The 18,494-nt window shown below is 69.0% G+C and carries 17 protein-coding genes and 1 tRNA gene; 6 read left to right on the top strand and 12 right to left on the bottom strand.

Translation table 11 applies throughout. From position 1 onward, the window contains the following. Positions 1 to 9: 9 nt before the first annotated feature. From O9Y01_RS00160 to O9Y01_RS00190, 7 genes are all read right to left on the bottom strand, one after another. A complete protein-coding gene (locus tag O9Y01_RS00160) occupies positions 10 to 1,215 on the bottom strand; it encodes an ABC transporter substrate-binding protein (RefSeq protein ID WP_269629475.1) in 1,206 nt (401 codons plus the stop codon). 35 nt (positions 1,216 to 1,250) lie between these two features. Then, positions 1,251 to 2,861, bottom strand: a complete 1,611-nt coding sequence (locus O9Y01_RS00165; protein WP_269629476.1) for an AMP-binding protein — start codon at positions 2,859 to 2,861, stop codon at positions 1,251 to 1,253. Positions 2,862 to 2,922: 61 nt separating this feature from the next. Further along, positions 2,923 to 4,095 carry an acyl-CoA dehydrogenase family protein gene (locus O9Y01_RS00170; protein WP_269629477.1) on the bottom strand — a complete coding sequence of 391 codons (1,173 nt, stop codon included), beginning with the start codon at positions 4,093 to 4,095 and terminating at the stop codon, positions 2,923 to 2,925. Between the two features lie 112 nt (positions 4,096 to 4,207). After that, entirely contained in the window at positions 4,208 to 5,059 is an 852-nt protein-coding gene (locus tag O9Y01_RS00175) for an enoyl-CoA hydratase family protein (protein ID WP_269629478.1), read from the bottom strand. Beyond that, positions 5,056 to 5,676, bottom strand: coding sequence for a MarR family winged helix-turn-helix transcriptional regulator (locus O9Y01_RS00180; RefSeq protein WP_269629479.1), 621 nt, complete (start codon positions 5,674 to 5,676; stop codon positions 5,056 to 5,058). Before O9Y01_RS00180 ends, O9Y01_RS00175 begins: the two co-directional genes overlap by 4 nt. Then, complete coding sequence (locus O9Y01_RS00185) at positions 5,673 to 6,470, bottom strand: SDR family NAD(P)-dependent oxidoreductase (RefSeq protein ID WP_269629480.1); 798 nt, start codon at positions 6,468 to 6,470, stop codon at positions 5,673 to 5,675. Before O9Y01_RS00185 ends, O9Y01_RS00180 begins: the two co-directional genes overlap by 4 nt. Positions 6,471 to 6,472: 2 nt before the next feature. After that, positions 6,473 to 8,827, bottom strand: coding sequence for a bifunctional salicylyl-CoA 5-hydroxylase/oxidoreductase (locus O9Y01_RS00190; protein ID WP_269629481.1), 2,355 nt, complete (start codon positions 8,825 to 8,827; stop codon positions 6,473 to 6,475). Positions 8,828 to 9,040: 213 nt separating this feature from the next. Here O9Y01_RS00190 and kynB point away from each other — a divergent pair, with 213 nt between their 5' ends. From kynB to O9Y01_RS00220, 6 genes are all read left to right on the top strand, one after another. Beyond that, on the top strand, positions 9,041 to 9,664 hold the full coding sequence (gene kynB, locus O9Y01_RS00195; protein WP_269629482.1) for an arylformamidase: 624 nt from the start codon (positions 9,041 to 9,043) through the stop codon (positions 9,662 to 9,664). A gap of 13 nt (positions 9,665 to 9,677) precedes the next feature. Further along, complete coding sequence (gene kynU, locus O9Y01_RS00200) at positions 9,678 to 11,009, top strand: kynureninase (protein ID WP_269629483.1); 1,332 nt, start codon at positions 9,678 to 9,680, stop codon at positions 11,007 to 11,009. Then, complete coding sequence (gene kynA, locus O9Y01_RS00205; protein ID WP_269629484.1) at positions 11,006 to 11,869, top strand: tryptophan 2,3-dioxygenase; 864 nt, start codon at positions 11,006 to 11,008, stop codon at positions 11,867 to 11,869. Before kynU ends, kynA begins: the two co-directional genes overlap by 4 nt. Positions 11,870 to 12,013: 144 nt before the next feature. After that, positions 12,014 to 12,181 carry a hypothetical protein gene (locus O9Y01_RS00210; protein ID WP_269629485.1) on the top strand — a complete coding sequence of 56 codons (168 nt, stop codon included), beginning with the start codon at positions 12,014 to 12,016 and terminating at the stop codon, positions 12,179 to 12,181. Between the two features lie 231 nt (positions 12,182 to 12,412). Then, a complete protein-coding gene (locus O9Y01_RS00215; protein WP_269629486.1) occupies positions 12,413 to 14,221 on the top strand; it encodes an aminopeptidase P family protein in 1,809 nt (602 codons plus the stop codon). A 145-nt stretch (positions 14,222 to 14,366) separates the two neighbouring features. Further along, positions 14,367 to 14,549 carry a hypothetical protein gene (locus O9Y01_RS00220; protein ID WP_269629487.1) on the top strand — a complete coding sequence of 61 codons (183 nt, stop codon included), beginning with the start codon at positions 14,367 to 14,369 and terminating at the stop codon, positions 14,547 to 14,549. 67 nt (positions 14,550 to 14,616) lie between these two features. On the opposite strand, the gene O9Y01_RS00225 is transcribed toward O9Y01_RS00220, so the two are convergent. The 5 genes from O9Y01_RS00225 to O9Y01_RS00245 form a co-directional block, all read right to left on the bottom strand. After that, a complete protein-coding gene (locus tag O9Y01_RS00225; protein WP_269629488.1) occupies positions 14,617 to 15,432 on the bottom strand; it encodes a LytR/AlgR family response regulator transcription factor in 816 nt (271 codons plus the stop codon). After that, positions 15,429 to 16,502, bottom strand: coding sequence for a sensor histidine kinase (locus tag O9Y01_RS00230; protein ID WP_269629490.1), 1,074 nt, complete (start codon positions 16,500 to 16,502; stop codon positions 15,429 to 15,431). The genes O9Y01_RS00225 and O9Y01_RS00230 overlap by 4 nt, the downstream gene beginning before the upstream one ends. A gap of 163 nt (positions 16,503 to 16,665) precedes the next feature. Next, positions 16,666 to 16,932 (bottom strand): hypothetical protein, encoded by a 267-nt coding sequence (locus tag O9Y01_RS00235; RefSeq protein ID WP_269629491.1) that lies wholly within the window; start codon positions 16,930 to 16,932, stop codon positions 16,666 to 16,668. Positions 16,933 to 17,053: 121 nt separating this feature from the next. Beyond that, positions 17,054 to 17,992: a hypothetical protein gene (locus O9Y01_RS00240; protein WP_269629492.1), complete on the bottom strand. Its 939-nt coding sequence runs from the start codon at positions 17,990 to 17,992 to the stop codon at positions 17,054 to 17,056. Positions 17,993 to 18,309: 317 nt separating this feature from the next. Next, positions 18,310 to 18,400 (bottom strand) — tRNA-Ser (locus O9Y01_RS00245). Between the last annotated feature and the right edge of the window lie 94 nt (positions 18,401 to 18,494).

Below are 18,494 nucleotides of genomic sequence, written 5' to 3' on the forward strand. Positions count from 1 at the left end.
AGGGAGGGGTCATTTCATCTTGCAGAGCGGCGCGTAGGCGTCTGCATGCTGGCTGAAGATCTTGCCCAGGGTCTTGTTGGTGACCCGGCCCTGGGCGTCCTTGCCGATGATGCGCAGGTAGTAGTCCTGGATAGGGTACTGGTTGTTGTTGAACTTGAAGGCCCCGCGCACGGAGGTGAAGTGCGCGGCCTTCAGGGCCTTGAGCAGGGCGGGCTTGTCCTCGATCCGGCCCTTCACGTCGGCCACCGCGCCGTCGATCAGCAGCGCGGCGTCGTAGCCCTGGCTGGCATAGAGCGAAGGCAGGCGGCCGTACTCCTTCTGGAAGTCGGCCACGAACTGCTTGTTGGCCGCATTGTCCATGTCATGCGCCCAGTGCGAGCTGTTGAACATGCCCAGCATGGGCTCGCCCACGGCCTTGATCACGTCCTCGTCCGCCGAGAAGCCGGGGCCGAAGAGCGTGATGTCGCGCGAGAGGCCGGCGCCCACGAACTGCTTGATGAAGTTGATGCCCATGCCGCCGGGCAGGAAGATGTACAGGGCGTCCGGCTTGGCCGCGCGGGCCTGCGCCAGCTCGGCGGCGTAGTCCAGCTGGCCCAGCTTGGTGTAGATCTCCTCGGCCACGGCGCCCTTGTAGAAGCGCTTGAAGCCGGTGATGGCGTCCTTGCCCGCGGGGTAGTTGGGGGCGATCAGCACGACCTTCTTGAAGCCCTTGTCCGTGACGACCTTGCCCACGGCCTCGTGCAGGTTGTCGTTCTGCCAGGCCACGTTGAAGAAGAAGGGGTTGCACTGCTCGCCCGCGTACTGCGAGGGGCCGGCGTTGGCGGACACATAGGGCGTCTTGCTGTCGAACACCGTGGGGCCCACGGCCAGCATGATGTTGGAGAAGACCACGCCGGTCATCACGTCGACCTTGTCGCGCTTGAGCAGGCGGTCGGTGGCCTGCTTGGCGGTGTCGGGGTTCTGTTGGTCGTCCGCGATCACCACCTCGGCCGGCAGCCCGCCCAGCTTGCCGCCCTTGTGCTTGAGCGCAAGATTGAAGCCGTCACGGATGTCCACGCCCAGGCCGGCACCGGCGCCGGACAGGGTGCTCAGCATGCCGACCTTGATCTTGTCGGCGGCCTGCGCCGCTGGCGCCAGCGCCGTCAGGGCCAGGGCTGCAGCGACAGCGAGCGTGGGGGTCAGGTCTTGCTTTCGGAACAGGCGGGGCAGGCTCATGCGGGTCTCCATCCGGTCATTTGGGGGAAAGAAGCTCAGGGCTGGCGCAGCTTGAAGCGCTGCAGCTTGCCGGTCTCGGTGCGCGGCAGGCTGGGCAGGAACTCTATCGCACGGGGGTACTTGTAGGGAGCGATCGTCGCCTTGACGTAGTCCTGCAACTGGCGCACCAGTTCGGGGCCCGCCTCGTGGCCGGGGCGCAGCACCACGAAGGCCTTGACGATCTGCCCGCGCTCCTCGTCCGCCTGGCCGATCACGCCGCATTCGGCCACGGCCGGATGGGCCAGCAGGGCGGCCTCCACCTCGGGCCCGGCGATGTTGTAGCCACCGGAGATGATCATGTCGTCGGTGCGGGCCTGGTAGACGAAATAGCCGTCGGCATCCTGCAGGTAGGCATCGCCGGTGAGGTTCCAGCCCTTGAGCACGTAGTTGCGCTGGCGCTCGTCATCCAGGTAGCGGCAGCCCGTTGGACCCTTGACCGCCAGGCGGCCGATGGAGCCGGGTGGCAAGACCTGACCCTCTTCGTCCAGCACGCAGGCCTGGTAGCCCGGCACCACGCGGCCGGTGGCGCCCGGGCGGGCGTCCGATTCGCCATGCGAGATGAAGATGTGCAGCATCTCCGTGGCGCCGATGCCATCGATCAGCTCGATGCCCGTCGCCTCCTTCCACAGCGCTCGCGTGGCCGCCGGCAGCGCCTCGCCGGCGCTGACGCACTTGCGCAGCGACGTCAGGTCATGCTGGCCCACCTGCCCCGCCATCGCCCGGTAGCTGGTGGGCGCGGTGAAGCACACGGTGGCACGGTGCTGGGCGATGGCGCCCAGCAGCACGTCCGGCGTCGCCTTTTCCAGGAGCACACTGGAGGCGCCCACGCTCATCGGGAACAGCACCAGGCCACCCAGGCCGAAGGTGAAGGCCAGCGGGGGCGAGCCGATGAAGACGTCCTCCGCCGTGGCCTTCAGGCAGTGCGGCGGCCAGCAGCGGCAGATGGCCATCACGTCACGATGGAAGTGCATGGTGCCCTTGGGCTGGCCCGTGGTGCCGGAGGTGAAGGCGATCAGGCAGACGTCGTCCGAGGCGGTGTCCACGTTCTGGAACTGCCCGGGCTTGCCTGCCGCGAGCGCCTCCAGCCCGTCTGCAGCCTCCGAGTGATAGTGCACGATCCGCTGCAGCACCGGATGCTCCGCCTGCGCCCGCGCCAGCTCCTCGCCCAGGGCCGCATCGCACAGGGCATGCGTGACCTTGGCCTTGTCGACGATCTGGCCCAGCTCCTTGGCCCGCAGCAGGGGCATGGTGGCCACGGCGATCGCGCCAGCCTTCTGGAGGGCGAACCAGCAGGCCGCCAGCATGGGCGAATTGCCGCCGCGCAGCAGCACGCGGTTGCCGGGCTGCACGCCCATGTCCTGCACCAGCACGTGGGCAATGCGGTTGGCCTCGGCCTGCAGCTGGGCATAGGTCCAGCGGTGGCGCGCGCCCGTCAGGCAAGACCTGTCCCCCAGGCCCCGGTCCACCCAGGCATCAAGCAGCTCGCTGGCGCAATTGAGGCGCTCTGGGAACTGCAGCGCGGGCAGATCGAACAGCAGATCGGGCCATTGCTCAGGCGGCGGCAGCCGGTCCCGGGCAAAGGTGTCGGTGTGGGCACTGCGATGCATGGACGGTCTCCTCGTGGTCTTTGTGTGGTCGTCCGGAATCGTGGGCGGGGCGGGCGGCTGATCAGCCGTTCTTGAGCAGGTCCCGCCCGATGATCAGCTGCTGCACCTCGCTGGCGCCTTCGTAGATGCGCAGGGCGCGGATCTCGCGATACAGGGACTCGACGATCTCCCCGCTGCGCACGCCGCGCCCGCCGTGCAGCTGCAGCGCGGCATCGATGACCTGCTGCGCCGTCTCGGTGGCCATCAGCTTGGCCATGGCGGCCTCGCGCGTGATGCCCTGACCCTGGTCGCGCTGCCACGCGGCGCGGTAGACCAGCAGGGCCGAGCTGTCCACGCCGCAAGCCATGTCCGCCAGCTTGGCCTGCGCCAGCGGCAGGTCGGCCAGGTGGCCGCCGAACATGGGCCGGGACTGCGCCTGGCTCAGGCCTTCCTGCAGCGCGCGGCGTGCAAAGCCCAGCGCGGCGGCGGCCACCGAGGTGCGGAACACGTCCAGCGTCCGCATCGCGATCTTGAAGCCCTCGCCGGGCGCCCCGATCATCTGGCTGCGCGGGACGCGGCAGTTCGTGAAGCGCAGGCGGGCCAGCGGATGCGGCGCGATCACCTCGATGCGCTCGGCGATCTCGAAGCCCGGCAGCCCCGCATCGACGATGAAGGCCGAGATGCCCCGCGCACCCGGCGCCTCGCCGGTGCGGGCGAAGAGCACGTAGAAATCGGCGATGCCGCCGTTGGAGATCCAGGTCTTCTCGCCGTTGAGCACGTAGTCGTCGCCGTCAAGCACGGCGCTGCACTGCATGGCGGCCACGTCCGACCCCGCTGCGGGCTCCGACAGCGCAAAGGCGGCCAGCGCCTCGCCGGCGGCCACGCGCGGCAGATAGCGCTCGCGCTGCGCCGCCGTCCCCGCCAGCGAGATCGCCCCACTGCCCAGGCCCTGCATCGCGAACGCGAAATCAGCGAGGCCATGATGCCGCGCCAGCGTCTCCCGCAGCAGGCAGATGGACCGCGTGTCGATCACCTCCGCCGCCCCGCCCAGGGCCGTGCCCGCCACCGCGTTCCGCAGCCAGCCGCCCTGCCCCAGCGCCTTCACGAGCGCCCGGCATTCGGCATCGACATCCGCCCCATGCCCCGCATGCAAATGCTCGCCGCACCAGGCCTCCAGCCCCACGGCCATCGCCCGATGCCGCTCTTCGAAAAAGGGCCAGGCCAGATGCCTCAACGCCGCACGATCATCATTCATCGATTCATCCTTTGCATCACTCACACCACCGCACGGAGGGCGGGGATGCGGCTCCGCCGGGCCCTCGCCCTCGCCCCCTTGAGGGGGCCGGCGAAGCCGGTACGGGGTGGTCCTAATCACCTTCGAAGACGGGTCGCTGCTTGGCCACGAAGGCGTGATAGGCGCGATGGAAGTCCTGCGTCATCATGCAGATGGCCTGTGCCTGCGCCTCGGCCTCGATGGCCTCGTCCACGCCCATGCTCCATTCCTGGTGCAGCATGCGCTTGGTCATCGCATGGCCGAAGCTGGGGCCGGTGGCGATCTCGGCCGCCCAGGCCAGGGTGTGCTCCAGCAGGTCGTCGGGCTCGACAAGGCGGTTGTGGAAGCCCCACTGCAGGCCCTCCTCGCCGCCCAGCGAACGGCCGCTGTAGAGCAGGTCCGAGGCGCGGCCCTGGCCCACGATGCGCGGCAGGATGGCGCAGGCGCCCATGTCGCAGCCGGCCAGACCGACGCGGGTGAAGAGGAAGGCCGTCTTGGAACGGGTCGTGGCCACGCGCAGGTCCGAGGCCATCGCCATGATGGCGCCCGCGCCGGCACAGACGCCATCGATGGCCGCGAACACCGGCTGCGGGCAGGCCCGCATGGCCTTGACCAGATCGCCCGTCATGCGGGTGAAGGCCAGCAGGTCGGGCATGCTCATCTGGGTCAGCGGGCCGATGATCTCGTGCACATCGCCGCCGGAGCAGAAGTTCTCGCCCGCGCCCTGCACCACGATGGCCTTGATCTCGTCCACGTAGCTGAGGTTGCGGAAGAGGTCACGCAGCTCGGCGTAGGAGTCGAAGGTCAGCGGGTTCTTGCGCTCGGGCCGGTTCAGCGTGACCAGGCCGACGGCGCCGCGCTGCTCCCAGCGGAAGTGCTCGGGCGTGAAACCGGCCAGGCTGATCTTGTTGCCGTTGGCCAGATGGGAACTGATGGGTTTGCTCATGGACTTCCTTTGCGGCGCGGGGCCGGACTCGCGGCGGATGCCTTGGCTGGCTTGCCTGCCTTGCCTGAAGGCCGGGCCTGATCGAGCCCTGCCAGATGGAGTTTCAGATGGGCCAGCAGGTTGTAGACCTCGCCCTTCTGCGCGGCATTCCAGCCGCCCAGCAGCTCCACCACCCAGGCCTCGTGCGTGGCCGCCATACGGCGGAAGAGGCGGCGGCCGGTGGGCGTGAGGGTCACGGTGAAGGAGCGGCGGTCGCTGGCATGGGGCTGGCGTTGTACCAGGGATTCGGCCTCCAGCTGGTCCACCACGCCGGTGACATTGCCCCCCGTCACCATCAGCCGCTGCGAGAGCTCGCGCATGCTGAGCCCCTCCGGATGGCGTTCCAGCTGGGCCAGCAGGTCGAAGCGGGGCAAGGTGGTGTCGAACTGCTGGCGCAGGCGGTTGCGGATCTGGTCCTCGACGCGTGTGGTGCAGGCCAGCAGACGGAGCCAGAGCTTGAGCGCCTGGTGGTCGTCGTCGACCACGCGGGACTCGAGGTCCGGGCCCAGCAGCGCGGCCTCGCCAGCCTGCTCGGATGGCAGCGCCTCGGCCGGTGCGTCTTGGTGCGGCCGGCTCATGTCACGCACTCGCCACCGTCAATGGCCAGGGCCTGGCCGTTGATGCCGACGGCGCCCGGGCTGGCCAGCATCAGCACCTGCAGGGCGACCTCGTCCGGCTGGATCAGGCGCCCCTGCGGATTGGCCGCCGCCAGCTCGGCACGGGCCTCGTCTGCGCTGCGCCCGGTCTTCGCGACGATGTTCTCGACGGCGCGCTGCACGATCTCCGTCTCGGTATAGCCGGGGCAGACGGCGTTGACGGTGACGCCCTTGCGCGCCACCTCGGCCGCCAGCGCCCGCGTCAGGCCCAGCACCCCGTGCTTGGCCGCGCAGTAGGCCGCGACATAGGCGTAGCCCTTCAGTGCCGCGGTGCTGGCCACGTTGATGATGCGCCCCTGGCGCGCCGCCAGCATGGCAGGCAGCACCTCGCGGCTGCACAGAAAGGTACCGGTGAGGTTGACCTGCAGCATCTGCTGGAACTGGGCCAGGCTGGTGCGGGTCAGCGGTGCGGTCTCGACCTGGCCGGCGTTGTTGACCAGGATGTCCACGGCGCCCATGCGCTCGACGGCCTGGGCGAAGGCCGACTGCACGCTCGCTTCCTCGCCCACGTCGCAGACCTCGGTGTGCAGGCGCTCCAGCGCGGGCGGGGTCAGGTCTTGCGCGGCGGTGGCCAGGCGGCTGCCGTCGCGGCCCATCAGGGTCACGCGGGCGCCCGCGGCGAGCAGCTGCCGGGCGATCGCCAGGCCGATGCCGCTGCCGCCTCCGGTCACCACGGCGTGGCGTTCATGCAGGTCCAGGGCCTTCGACGCTGCCATGATCAGACCCCCATCGCCCGGTTGGCCTGCTCCAGCGCGGACAGCCCGGCGCCCTGTGCCGCCTGGGCTCGCTGGCGTTCGTGCTCCTTCTCCAGCTGGCCCTTGCCCGAGAGATAAGGCCTGGGCCAGTCCAGGCCCGGGCCGGCCGTGTAGCCGATCTTCGCGGCTTCATGCAGGGTCCAGGCCGGATTGGCGAGGTGCGGGCGGGCCACGGCGCAGAGGTCCGCACGGCCGGCGGCGATGATGCTGTTGACGTGGTCCGCCTCGCTGATGGCGCCCACCGCGATGGTGGCGATGCCCACGCGGTTGCGGATGCTCTCGGAGAAGGGCGTCTGCCACATGCGGCCGTAGACCGGCTTCTCGGCCTTGCTGACCTGGCCCGAGGACACATCGATCAGGTCGGCCCCCGCAGCCTTGAAGGCCGCGGCGATCTGCACCGCATCCTCCGGCGTGATGCCGCCCTCCACCCAGTCATGCGCGGAGATCCGCACGGACATCGGCCGGTCCTGCGGCCAGACCTCGCGCAAGGCGGTGAAAACCTCCAGCGGGAAGCGCAGGCGGTTCTGCAGCGAGCCGCCGTAGTCGTCAGTGCGACGGTTGGTCAGCGGCGAAATGAAGCTGGACAGCAGATAGCCGTGCGCGCAGTGCAGTTCCAGCCAGTCGAAGCCGGCTGCAGCGGCACGCTGGGCCGAGGAGATGAAGTCCTCGCGGACGCGGTCCATGTCGTCGCGCGTCATGGCGCGTGACCAGGCGCTGACACCCTCCAGGTACTGCTGCGGCGAGGCCGAGATCAGCGGCCAGGCGCCCTCCTGCAGCGGCTGGTCGATGCCGTCCCAGGCCAGGCGCGTGGCGCCCTTCGCGCCGGCATGGCCCAGCTGCATCGCCACCTTGGCGCTGCTGTGTGTGTGGATGTAGCGGACGATCCGGGTCCAGGCCGCCTGCTGCTCGTTGGTGTAGAGGCCCGGGCAGCCGGGCGTGATGCGGCCGTCCTCGCTGGGCGCCGTCATCTCGGCGAAGACCAGGCCGGCGCCGCCCATGGCACGCGCGCCGAGGTGCACCAGGTGATGCTCGCCCGGCACACCGGCCTCGCAGCTGTATTGCGCCATGGGTGAGACCACCACGCGGTTCTTCAGCGTCAGACCGCGCAAGGTGAAGGGCGTGAACATGGGCGGCACGGCCTGCTTCGGCAGGCCGGATCGCTCGGCCAGCCAGGCCTCGTAGCCGCCAACGTAGGCCGCATCGCGCAGGCGCAGGTTCTCGTGCGAAATGCGCTGTGAGCGGGTCAGCAGGGAATAGGCGAACTGCTCGGGCGGCAGCTGGGCATGGCGCTCGATGTTCTCGAACCACTCGGTGCTGTTGCGCGCGGCGTTCTGGATGCGCAAGACCTCGATGGAGCGGCTCGCCTGGTAGGCTGCCAGGGCCGGTTCCAGCGCGCCCTTAGCCTCGCCGATGTCGCGGGCCAGCGCGATGGCGTCTTCCAGGGCCAGCTTGGTGCCCGAGCCGATGGAGAAGTGCGCGGTGTGCGCTGCATCGCCCATCAGCACGACCGGCACGCCGTCGGCGCGGCGGTGCACCCAGGTCCTGCACACCACGCGCGGGAAGCGGATCCACTGCGCCGAGCCGCGCAGGTGAGAGGCATTGGAGATCAGCGCCTTGCCATCCAGCACCTTGGCAAAGAGCTTCTCGCAGAAGGCGATGCCCTCCTCCTTCTCCATGCGGTCCAGGCCGGCAGCCTGCCAGACGCTGTCAGGCGCCTCGACGATGAAGGTGCTGTGCGTGCCGTCGAACTGGTAGGCATGGGCCTGGAACCAGCCCCATTCGGTCTTCTGGAAGTCGAAGGTGAAGGCGTCGAAGAGCTTCTCGGTGCCCAGCCAGACGAAGCGGCACTGGCGCAGGTCGATGTCTGGCTGGTAGGTGGCGGCGTACTTGCTGCGGATGCGGCTGTTGAGGCCGTCGCTGGCGATGATCAGGTCGGCGTCAATGCCTTCGTCGTCCGGTTGCTCATGTTCGTAGACCAGCTCCACGCCCAGCTGCTCGCAGCGTGCCTGCAGGATGTTCAGCAGCTTCTTGCGGCCGATGCCGCAGAAGCCGTGGCCGCTGGAGCGCATGGTGCGGCCGCCGATGTGGACGTCGATGTCGTCCCAGTGGTTGAAGGCGGTGAGGATCTCCTCGGCCGTCTGCGGGTCGGCCTCGCGCAGGCCGGCCAGGGTCTGGTCCGAGAAGACCACGCCCCAGCCGAAGGTGTCACCGGGCTTGTTGCGCTCCAGCACCCGCACCTGATGGGACGGGTCCTGCTTCTTCATCAGGAGGGCGAAATAGAGGCCCGCGGGGCCGCCGCCGATGCAGGTGATGCGCATGATGTCCCTCGCCTTCCAAGCTGGTCTGCGACGCACTTTAGGCATCGATAGTTTAGGTGTCAATTATTTTTGGAATGTGCCAGACTACGGACATTCCCGGGCGTCTGACGACTGCGGACCCGCTTCGCGTCGCCACGCAAGCCTTGTTGGAATTAACCGACACCACGCCCCTGCAAAGCCCCTTAAGGTGCGCGCCGTTGACGAAAGACGCCCATGAAAAAGCTTTGGGACATCTCCCCCCTGGTTCACCCTGACGCACCCATCTTCCCCGGCGACGAGCCCTACCGCCTGCAATGGACGGCGCGGCTCTCGCCCCAGTGCCCGGTGAACCTCAGCGCGCTGACCATGTCGCCCCATGTGGGCGCCCATGCGGACGCGCCGCTGCACTACGCCAACGAGGCGGCCGACATCGCCTCGGTGGACCTGGACGCCTACCTGGGCCCCTGCCGGGTGATCCATGCCATCGGCTGCGGGCCGCTGATCCGCGTCGAGCATGTCGCCCATGCCGCCGAGGGCCTGCCCGCCCGCGTGCTGGTGCGCACCTGCGAGCGGGCGGACACCGCCTGGCGCGAGGACTTCACGGCCTACGCACCGGAAACCGTGGCCTGGCTGGCCGCACGCGGCGTGCGCCTGATCGGCCTGGACACCCCCAGCGTGGACCCTGCCACCAGCAAGTCCCTGGACAGCCACCAGCAGCTGCTGCGCGCCAACCTGCGCGTGCTGGAGAACCTGGTGCTGGACGAGGTGCCTGCGGGCGACTATGAATTGCTGGCCCTGCCCCTGAAGCTGGCCGGCGCCTGTGCCTCACCCGTGCGCGCCGTGCTGCGCGAACTCTGAAGGAGCTCTCTTGATGAAGCAAAGACAAGACTGCCAGGCCCTGGACGCCGCCGATGCCCTGCGCCCCCTGCGTGAGCACTTCGTGCTGCCGGAGGGCGTGATCTACCTGGACGGCAACTCCCTGGGCGTGCTGCCCGCCGCCACCGAGGCGCGGGTGCTGCAGGTGATCCGCCAGGAGTGGGGCACGGACCTCATCAAGAGCTGGAACACCGCCGGCTGGATGGACCTGCCCCGGCGCATCGGCAACAAGATCGCCTGGCTGGTCGGCGCGGGCGAGGACGAGGTCGTGGTGGCGGACTCCACCTCCCTCAACCTCTACAAGGTGCTGGCCGCCGCCCTGCGCATCGCCGGCCAGGACCATCCGGAGCGCCGCGTGATCCTTTCGGAACGCAGCAACTTTCCGACGGACCTCTACATCGCCGAGAGCCTGGCCGCCCAGCACGGCTACACGCTGAAGCTCTTCGACCATGTGGACGAGCTGCCCGGCCTGATCAACGCCGAGCTGGCCGTGCTGATGCTCACCGAGGTCAACTACCGCAGCGGCTACAAGCACGACATGGCCGGCCTCACCCGCCTGGCCCATGCCGCCGGTGCGCTGGTGATCTGGGACCTGGCCCACTCGGCCGGCGCCGTGCCGGTGGACCTCAAAGGCGCAGACGCCGACTTCGCCATTGGCTGCGGCTACAAGTACCTCAACGGCGGCCCCGGCGCCCCGGCCTTCGTGTGGGCCCACCCCCGCCATGTGGACCGCTTCTGGCAGCCGCTGTCGGGCTGGCTGGGCCATGCGGCGCCCTTCCAGTTCACGCCCAACTACACGCCGGCGCCGGGCATCGGCCGCTACATCTGCGGCACGCCGGCCATTCTCTCCATGGCCGCACTGGAATGCGGCGTCGACGTCTTCCTGGCCAGCGAACCCCTGGGCGGCATGCCGGCCCTGCGCCGCAAGTCCATCGCGCTGACCGAGCTCTTCATCGAATTGGTCGAGACGCGCTGCGGCATCAAGGCAGCAGGGGCGCAGGGCGGGTTCCGCGATCTGGGTGTTCGCCTGGCCTCGCCCCGCGATGCCGCCCATCGCGGCAGCCAGGTCTGCCTCCGGCTGGAATCCCCCCTGCAAGAAGCAGGTTATGCTGTCGTCCAGGCTCTCATCTCGCGCGGTGTAGTTGGCGATTTCAGAGCCGGAGACCCGAAGCAGCTCGAGGCCACGCCTCACATCCTGCGCTTCGGCTTCACCCCTCTTTACCTCCGCTTCACGGACGTCTTCGACGCCGTCGAGCACCTGCGTCAGGTGCTTGAAACAAGCGAGTGGCGACAACCCCAATTCAATTCGAAGGCCTCTGTGACATGACCTGCCCTTACCACTCCGCCGGCGCTCGCGGCGAAGCTGTCGTCCAGGAAGAAGGCGCCCAGCTCGACTTCTCCGCTGACATGAGCTATGGCGATTACCTGAAGCTCGACCAGGTCCTGTCGGCGCAGCATCCGCTGTCGCCCGAGCACGACGAGATGCTCTTCATCATCCAGCACCAGACCTCCGAGCTGTGGATGAAGCTGATGCTGCATGAGCTGCATGCGGCGGTGGACCACCTGAAGCGCGATGAACTGCCGGCGGTGTTCAAGATGCTGACCCGCGTCGAGCGGGTGATGGAGCAGCTGGTCAACGCCTGGGACGTCCTGGCCACCATGACGCCGCCCGAGTACACGGCCATCCGGCCGTATCTGTCCAACAGCAGCGGATTCCAGAGCTGGCAGTACCGTGAGATCGAATTCCTGATGGGCAACAAGAACGCCGCCATGCTGCGCCCGCATGCGCACCGGCCGGACCTGCTGGCCGACGTGGAGCAGGCGTTCAAGGCGCCGTCGCTGTACGACGAGGTGCTGCGCCTGATGGCCCGCCGCGGCATCGCCGTGCCCGCCAGCCACACCGATCGCGACTGGACCCAGCCCTATGCTGCCAGCGAAGCCGTCAAGGCGGCCTGGCTGCAGGTCTACCGCGACCCCAAGGCGCACTGGGACCTCTACCAGATGGGCGAGGAGCTGGTCGACATGGAGGACGCCTTCCGCCTCTGGCGCTTCCGCCACGTCACCACGGTGGAGCGGGTGATCGGCTTCAAGCGCGGCACGGGCGGCACGGGCGGGGTCAGCTATCTGCGCAAGATGCTGGACACCGTGCTCTTCCCCGAGCTGTGGGCCCTGCGCACCGAGCTCTGACTCTGACGTTCGCCCCGGGGGCCGGGGCGCCGTTCACCGCCCGGGCCTGCCACCGAGCCGCCCAGCCCGCCATTCGCCGCACCGGAGCGGCGGGCGCGGGCGGGCCCCGGCACAGTACGTTCATCCCCTACGGAGGAACGCACCATGAATGCCAAGACCCTGTCCCTGCTGATCAGCGCCGCCTGCACCCTGGCCGGCCTCCTGAGCGGCCTGGCCCCCACGCGCGCCGCAGCCGAACCGGCCCCGGAGGTCGCGTCTGCCGCGGCGGTCGCCCCTTGCAACGGCCCCACGCTCCAGACTGCCCGGGGCTGACACCCCAGCCCGGAGCCCTCCCGCCGCCGCCCGGCCGTCCGGGCTGTTCTGTGCGCATTCCGGCCGCTTCCTGCAGATACGAAGGGCTGTTCACCCCTGACGAATAGCCGGACGCTGGCATATCTCTAGAATGCCTGGCTTCCGCGACGTGCACGACCTGCGCGCCGCCGACGACCTTCCCGCGCCATCCAGGATCGGCCCATGACGCCGATCCAGCCTCCGGAGACAGCCATGGACACCCGCACTTCCGAGATCAGCCTGCGCATCGCGCGCGTTCGAGACGAGCTCCGCGCTGCCGGCGCCCACGCCCTGCTGGTGCCCTCGGCCGATCCGCATCTTTCCGAATACCTCCCGGAGCGCTGGCAGGCCCGCCAGTGGCTGTCGGGCTTCACGGGTTCGGTCGCCACCCTGGTGATCGGCCTGGACCGCGCCGCCCTCTTCGCCGACAGCCGCTACTGGACGCAGGCCGAGGTTGAGCTGGCCGGCACCGGCATCGAGCTGGTCAAGGTGATGAGCGCCGTGTCTCCCGATTTCATGCACTGGATCGGCAGCACCCTCCAGACCGGGCAGACGCTGGCCGTGGACGGCCAGGTGCTGGGCCTGGGCCTGGCGCACCAGCTGCGCGCCGTGCTGGGTGCCAAGGGCATCCAGGTGGCCACTGGCCGCGACATCGTTCAGGCCGTCTGGGACGGCCGCCCGGGGCTGCCCGCCGCACCGGTCTACGAGCACCTGGCGCCCCAGGCCACGGTGAGCCGCGCCGCCAAGCTGGCCGATGTGCGCGCCGCCATGGCCCGGCATGGCGCCAGCCACCACTTCATCTCCAGCGTCGACGACGTGGCCTGGCTCTTCAACCTGCGTGGCAGCGACGTCGAGTGCAATCCCGTCTTCATCGCCCACGCCCTGCTGGACAGCACCCAGGCCACGATCTTCATCGCCGAAGGCAAGATCCCCGCCGACATCGCCGCCCGACTGGCCGCGGACGGCGTGCAGCTGCGCCGCTACGAGGAAGCCGGCGCGGCCCTGCGCGGGCTGCCGGCCGGCGCGGTGGTGCTGATGGACCCCCGCCGCGTGACGCTGGGCCTGCGCGAGGCCGTGCCCGCCGGCTGCGCCGTGGTCGAGGCCATCAACCCCAGCACCCTGTTCAAGAGCCGCAAGACAGAGGCCGAAGCCGCCTTCGTTCGCGAGTGCATGGAGCAGGATGGCGCGGCCATGTGCGAGTTCTACGCCTGGTTCGAACAGGCCCTGGGCCGCGAGCGCATCACCGAGCTCACCATCGACGAACGCCTCAGCGCCGAGCGCGCCAAGCGCCCCGGCTTCGTGGGCCTGAGCTTCTCCACCATCGCCGGCTTCAATGCCAACGGCGCCCTGCCCCACTACCGTGCCACGCCCGCCGCCCATGCGGTGATCGAGGGCAAGGGTCTGCTGCTGATCGACTCCGGTGGCCAGTACCTCGGCGGCACCACCGACATCACGCGCGTCTGGCCCATTGGCGAGGTCAGCGCCGCGCAGAAGCGGGACTACACCCTCGTGCTCAAGAGCACGATCGCACTGTCCCGCGCCGTGTTCCCCCGTGGCACGCTGGGCCCCATGCTGGATGCCATTGCCCGCGCGCCGATGTGGACGCACGGCCTGGACTACGGCCACGGCACCGGCCACGGCGTGGGCTATTTCATGAACGTGCACGAGGGTCCGCAGAACATCTCCAAGGCCCTGCCGGACCCGAACATGGCGATGGAGGTGGGCATGATCACCTCCATCGAGCCGGGCGTGTACCGCCCCGGCCAGTGGGGTGTGCGCATCGAAAACCTGGTGCTCAACGTGCCTCATGCCACGCCGGAGAACGGCGCCTTCGGCGAGATGCTGGCCTTCGAGACGCTGACGCTGTGCCCCATCGACACCCGCTGCATCGAGCCCAGCCTGCTGACTGCCGAGGAGACCGGCTGGCTCAACCGCTACCACGCCGAAGTGCGCCGCCGCCTCAGCCCCCTGGTGCAGGGCCCGGCCCTGGCCTGGCTGATGACCCGCACCGAGGCGATCTGACCCGGGCGACCGCCTCCGGTCCCAGACGACGCGACCCCCGGGTCGCGTTTTTCATGCGCGCGCCAGGCCTGCACTGGAAGCGAAGCCGGCCATGGCTTACAGTCGGATCAGCCCTGCCCCTTGCACAGCAGGGCGGGAGCGCATCATGACCAGCAAGTCCCTGCATGAGTTCTCCGACAGCGGCCTGCACACGGCACTACTGGTGGTCCTGTTGCTGATGGCGCTGGTCGGCGTCGTCGACGCCCTCTTCTTCACGCCGGAAGGCAAGACGCCCGTGGTCTGGCGGCTCGAGACCGTGGTGGTGGACGGCAAGTCCGCGCCGCGCTGAGGCGCCGCCCCCGAATCGAAGCCAGCGAGGCTTGCCGGACGGCGTCAGGAGACGCGGTCCGCCGGGCTCACATCTGCCGGAACAGGTGCAGGTAGCTGCGGCTGACCGGCAAGACCTCGCTGCGCTTCTTCAGGTGCAGGTCCGCGGTTTCATTGGGGCCACGAGTCACGTGGCTGATCGCGTGCAGATTGACCACCACCGAGCGGTGCACCTGCACGAAGTTCTGAGGATCGAGCTGCTCGATCAACTCGCGGATGGGCGTGCGGATCAAGGCCTCGCCCTCCTCCCAGACCACCAGGGTGTACTTCTCGTCGGAGCGCATGAAGAGGATCTGCTCGACCGGGATGAGGCGCAGCGTGCTGCCCACCGAGGCGCGGATCCACTGGAGATAGCTGCTGGCGGCGGGTGCGGCGCGCGGGGCGGCCGCAGGCAGGCTGCCCTCCTGCACCAGGCGCTGGGCCAGTTGCTCGATCATGGACTCCAATCCGGCCGCCGCAGGCGACTGCCCCGCGCGCTGCTGGCGCAGGCGCTCCTGGAGGCGCTCGACGGTGTCGCCCAGGCGCGCCGGGTCGACCGGCTTGACGACATAGTCCAGGGCCCCCTGCTCGAAGGCCTGCACCGCATACTGCTCGTAGGCAGTGACAAAGACCAGCTGCGCGCGGCGGCCGATCTGGCGCGCCGCCTCGACGCCATTGACGCCGGGCATGTGCACATCCAGGAAGACGATGTCCGGCGTGTGGATCTCGAAGAGCTCCACCGCCTCGCGCCCGTTGCGGGCAGTGGCCACCACCGTCAGCTCGGGCCAGTGCTGCTGCAGGGCCCGGCTGAGACTTTCGCGCAGCAGGGGTTCGTCGTCGGCAATCAGGGCGGTGGCGGCAATCATGGGCTGAACTGGATCTGGGCACGCAGGCCGTGCGGTTGATTCTCTGCCAAATCCAGCGAGGCCGAGGGCCCGTAGAACACTTGCAGGCGCTCGCGCAGATTGCGCAGGCCCGTGCCCGTGCCCATGGACTGCGCCAGGCCCACGCCGGTATCCGTGACACCCAGCACCACGCGTGCCCCCTGGTGCTCGCCGCTGATCACGATGCGGCCGCCTTCCTCGCTGGGGTCAATGCCATGGCGCACGGCGTTCTCCACCAGGGTCAGCAAGGCCATGGGGGGGAAGCGCAGGCTGTGCAGCGGGGCGGGCACCTCGATGCTGAACTGCAGGCGGTCGGGCATGCGCAGGTGCATGAGGTCCAGGTAGGCGCGTACCAGCCCCAGCTCATCGCCCAGCGTGGCCAGCTCATCGTGCAGCCGGGGCATGGCCGCACGCAGATAGGCGATCAGGCTGTGCAGCACCGGCGCGGCCTGCGGCGAGCCCGTCTCCACCAGCGCGCGCACATTGGCAAGCGTGTTGAAGAGGAAGTGGGGTTCGATCTGCGCCTGCAGCAGTCGCAGGCGGACATCCAGCGCGCGGCGCTCCAGCTCGCTGCGCTCCAGCTCGAAGCGCAAGGCCTGGGAGCGCGCCTCGGCGTCACGCTGGCGGTACAGCGCGCCCAGTGCGATCAGCGGCCCCAGCAGCAGCCCCGAACCCACGATCCACTGGAAGCCCAGGATGCGGCCCTCGCTCTGCAGCAGCCGATCGACATCCCCGCCCACCGCGGCCAGGTAGACGATGGCCGTGCCCACCGGCACTGCCAGCACCACGACCATCACCTGCAGCAGCCAGCGCTCGATCCAGCGGGGCAGGCGCCTGGGCCATTGCCCGGCCGCAAGAAAGGCGATCAGCGCCAGGATGGCGACGAACAGCGTCCGGCCCAGCAGGACCGGAAAGGGCGTGATGAAGATGGAATTGAGGAAGCCGGCGGCCACGGCGCCCAATGCCAGGGCGACCCCGACTCGGCGCGGATTCAGCTCGGCAAAGAAGGCGCGCCGGGCTTCAGCATGGCTGGGCACGGGCGGGCGGGGCATCTTCTCCGATTGCATGGAGCGAGACGATAGCCGCCCGCGGAGCCCTCACCAAGGCGCCAGCCCCAAGGAGGCGATGAGCGACGGTATGGCAAGCCTGAAATACGCTCGCCGGCCCCAGGGGTGTCCAGGGGCGCCCAGGGGTATCGGGATGTGTCTGGCCTGCTCAGGCCACCACGGCGCCGTAGGGCCTCTGCGGTGCGCGGCTGCTCACGGCCCGCTGCCCTTCGCGCACCGCGTGGCGCAGGGCTTCCGCCGGGGAGGGCCAGCCGTAGCCACCCGCCATGTTCTCGTCCCTGAACACTTCGTGCTGCGGCCGCCCCTGCTCCAGGCGCATCACTACCACGGCGGCCACATAGCCGTAGGCTCGCGTGCGCTCGATGGCGCCAGCGAAGATCCGGTAGTTCCCGCAGTCGACTTCCTTGAAATGCATGACCAGCTCCATCGCGACCCAGGCTTCAGGCCGCAGTCCCCACTGTCCTCCCGGGCAGGGTTGAGCAGGGGGACTCTTTAGGGGGCCCCCAAAGGAGGGATAAGCCGGACCTGCCCCTCCCTCAGTCCCGCGGATCCCGCCAGAACAGCGGCCCCATGCGCAGGCGCAACTCCTTGAGGCGCCTTCGGCTGCCCTCGTCCAGCCATTGCTCATAGAGGGCCTGCAGCCGTTCGCGCACGCCGGGCTGCGCCAGCAGGCGATCGATGGCCAGCACGGCGCGCCGCCCGGCCGGGCTGACGGAGCAGGCGATGTAGGACAGCTGGGATTCGTCCAGCTCCTCCAGCGGCCACCAGGCCAGCTGCTTGCCGAGCTCGGGCTGCAGGGCCACGAAGTAGCTGAGCTCGAACTCGTAGACCAGGGTGGCATCCACGGCATGCGCGCGGGCCAGCATGGCCAGCACGGACTGGTTGGAGGTGTTCAGCACGAAGCGCTGCACCTGGGCCGCATGGGCACCCAGCATGAGGTCCACCATCCCGCCATGGGCTCGATAGCCCACGAGACCCAGGCGCACCCCGCGGTCCAGCAGTGCCTGCAGGGACAGTGCCTGCAGGGACAGCGGCTGCGGGTCAAGGCGCGGCGCCGGCGCCAGCGCATGGTCTCTGCGCATGACCACGCCCACGGGCAGGAAGCGGAAGATGGCCGAGGTGAAGGCATAGCGCGTCATGCGCGAGGCCGTGCGGCTGAAGGCCGGGCTGCAGACCGCCTGGTCCGATTCCCGCAGCTCACGGTCCAGGCGTGTAGGCGACACATGCAGGGTCTCGTGGCGGTATTGCGGCAGGCCGGGCTGCAGCACCTCGGCCAGCATGCGATCCACATAGCCGCGCCCGCGCAGCGATCCTTCCCGGATGACCATGGGAGCATAGGGCGCCCCCGCCCAGACCAGCCGCTCCAGCGTTCCGTTCGAGGCCCTGACCGCCACCGGCGCAGCAGGAGGCTCGGCCGCCTGGCACAGCAGCCCAGGCCACGCCAGGGCGATCAGCAGCAACAACTTCAAGGCCATCGGGCGCGCCTGGCAGGGGAATTCAAGCGCGGACGATAGAGGATGACAGTCCCTCGCACTACGGGGCCAGCCCGCGCAAACGCCCGCCGGGACCCAAGTTTTGCACGCCAGACGCGCAGAAGACCGCTGCCATGATTGCCGCAAGCCCAGTGCGCCAGGGCATGCGCTTTCCGCCGCTTCCGCCGTTCTTGCCCTGCCCGCGGCCGCAGGGCAGCGAGGGCCATCATCACTGACGGAACCGGATTTCGGAAATGCGGGCCACAAAGCAAAGAAGCCGGCGCTGGGCCGGCTTCTAGGTCCTTGATTCACAAGGCATCTGGCGGAGAGGGGGGGATTCGAACCCCCGGTACGGGGATACCGTACGCCTGATTTCGAGTCAGGTACATTCAACCACTCTGCCACCTCTCCTGATTCGGTGCTCGCGTGGTTGTTTGCGAGTAAGCCCGCTAGTATAGCGACATTTTTCGACCCACCAAGCAATTTCAGCCAGGCAGGCGAAAAA

The organism is Pelomonas sp. BJYL3 (genome assembly GCF_027257975.1).
Classification (GTDB): domain Bacteria; phylum Pseudomonadota; class Gammaproteobacteria; order Burkholderiales; family Burkholderiaceae_C; genus Roseateles_B; species Roseateles_B flavus.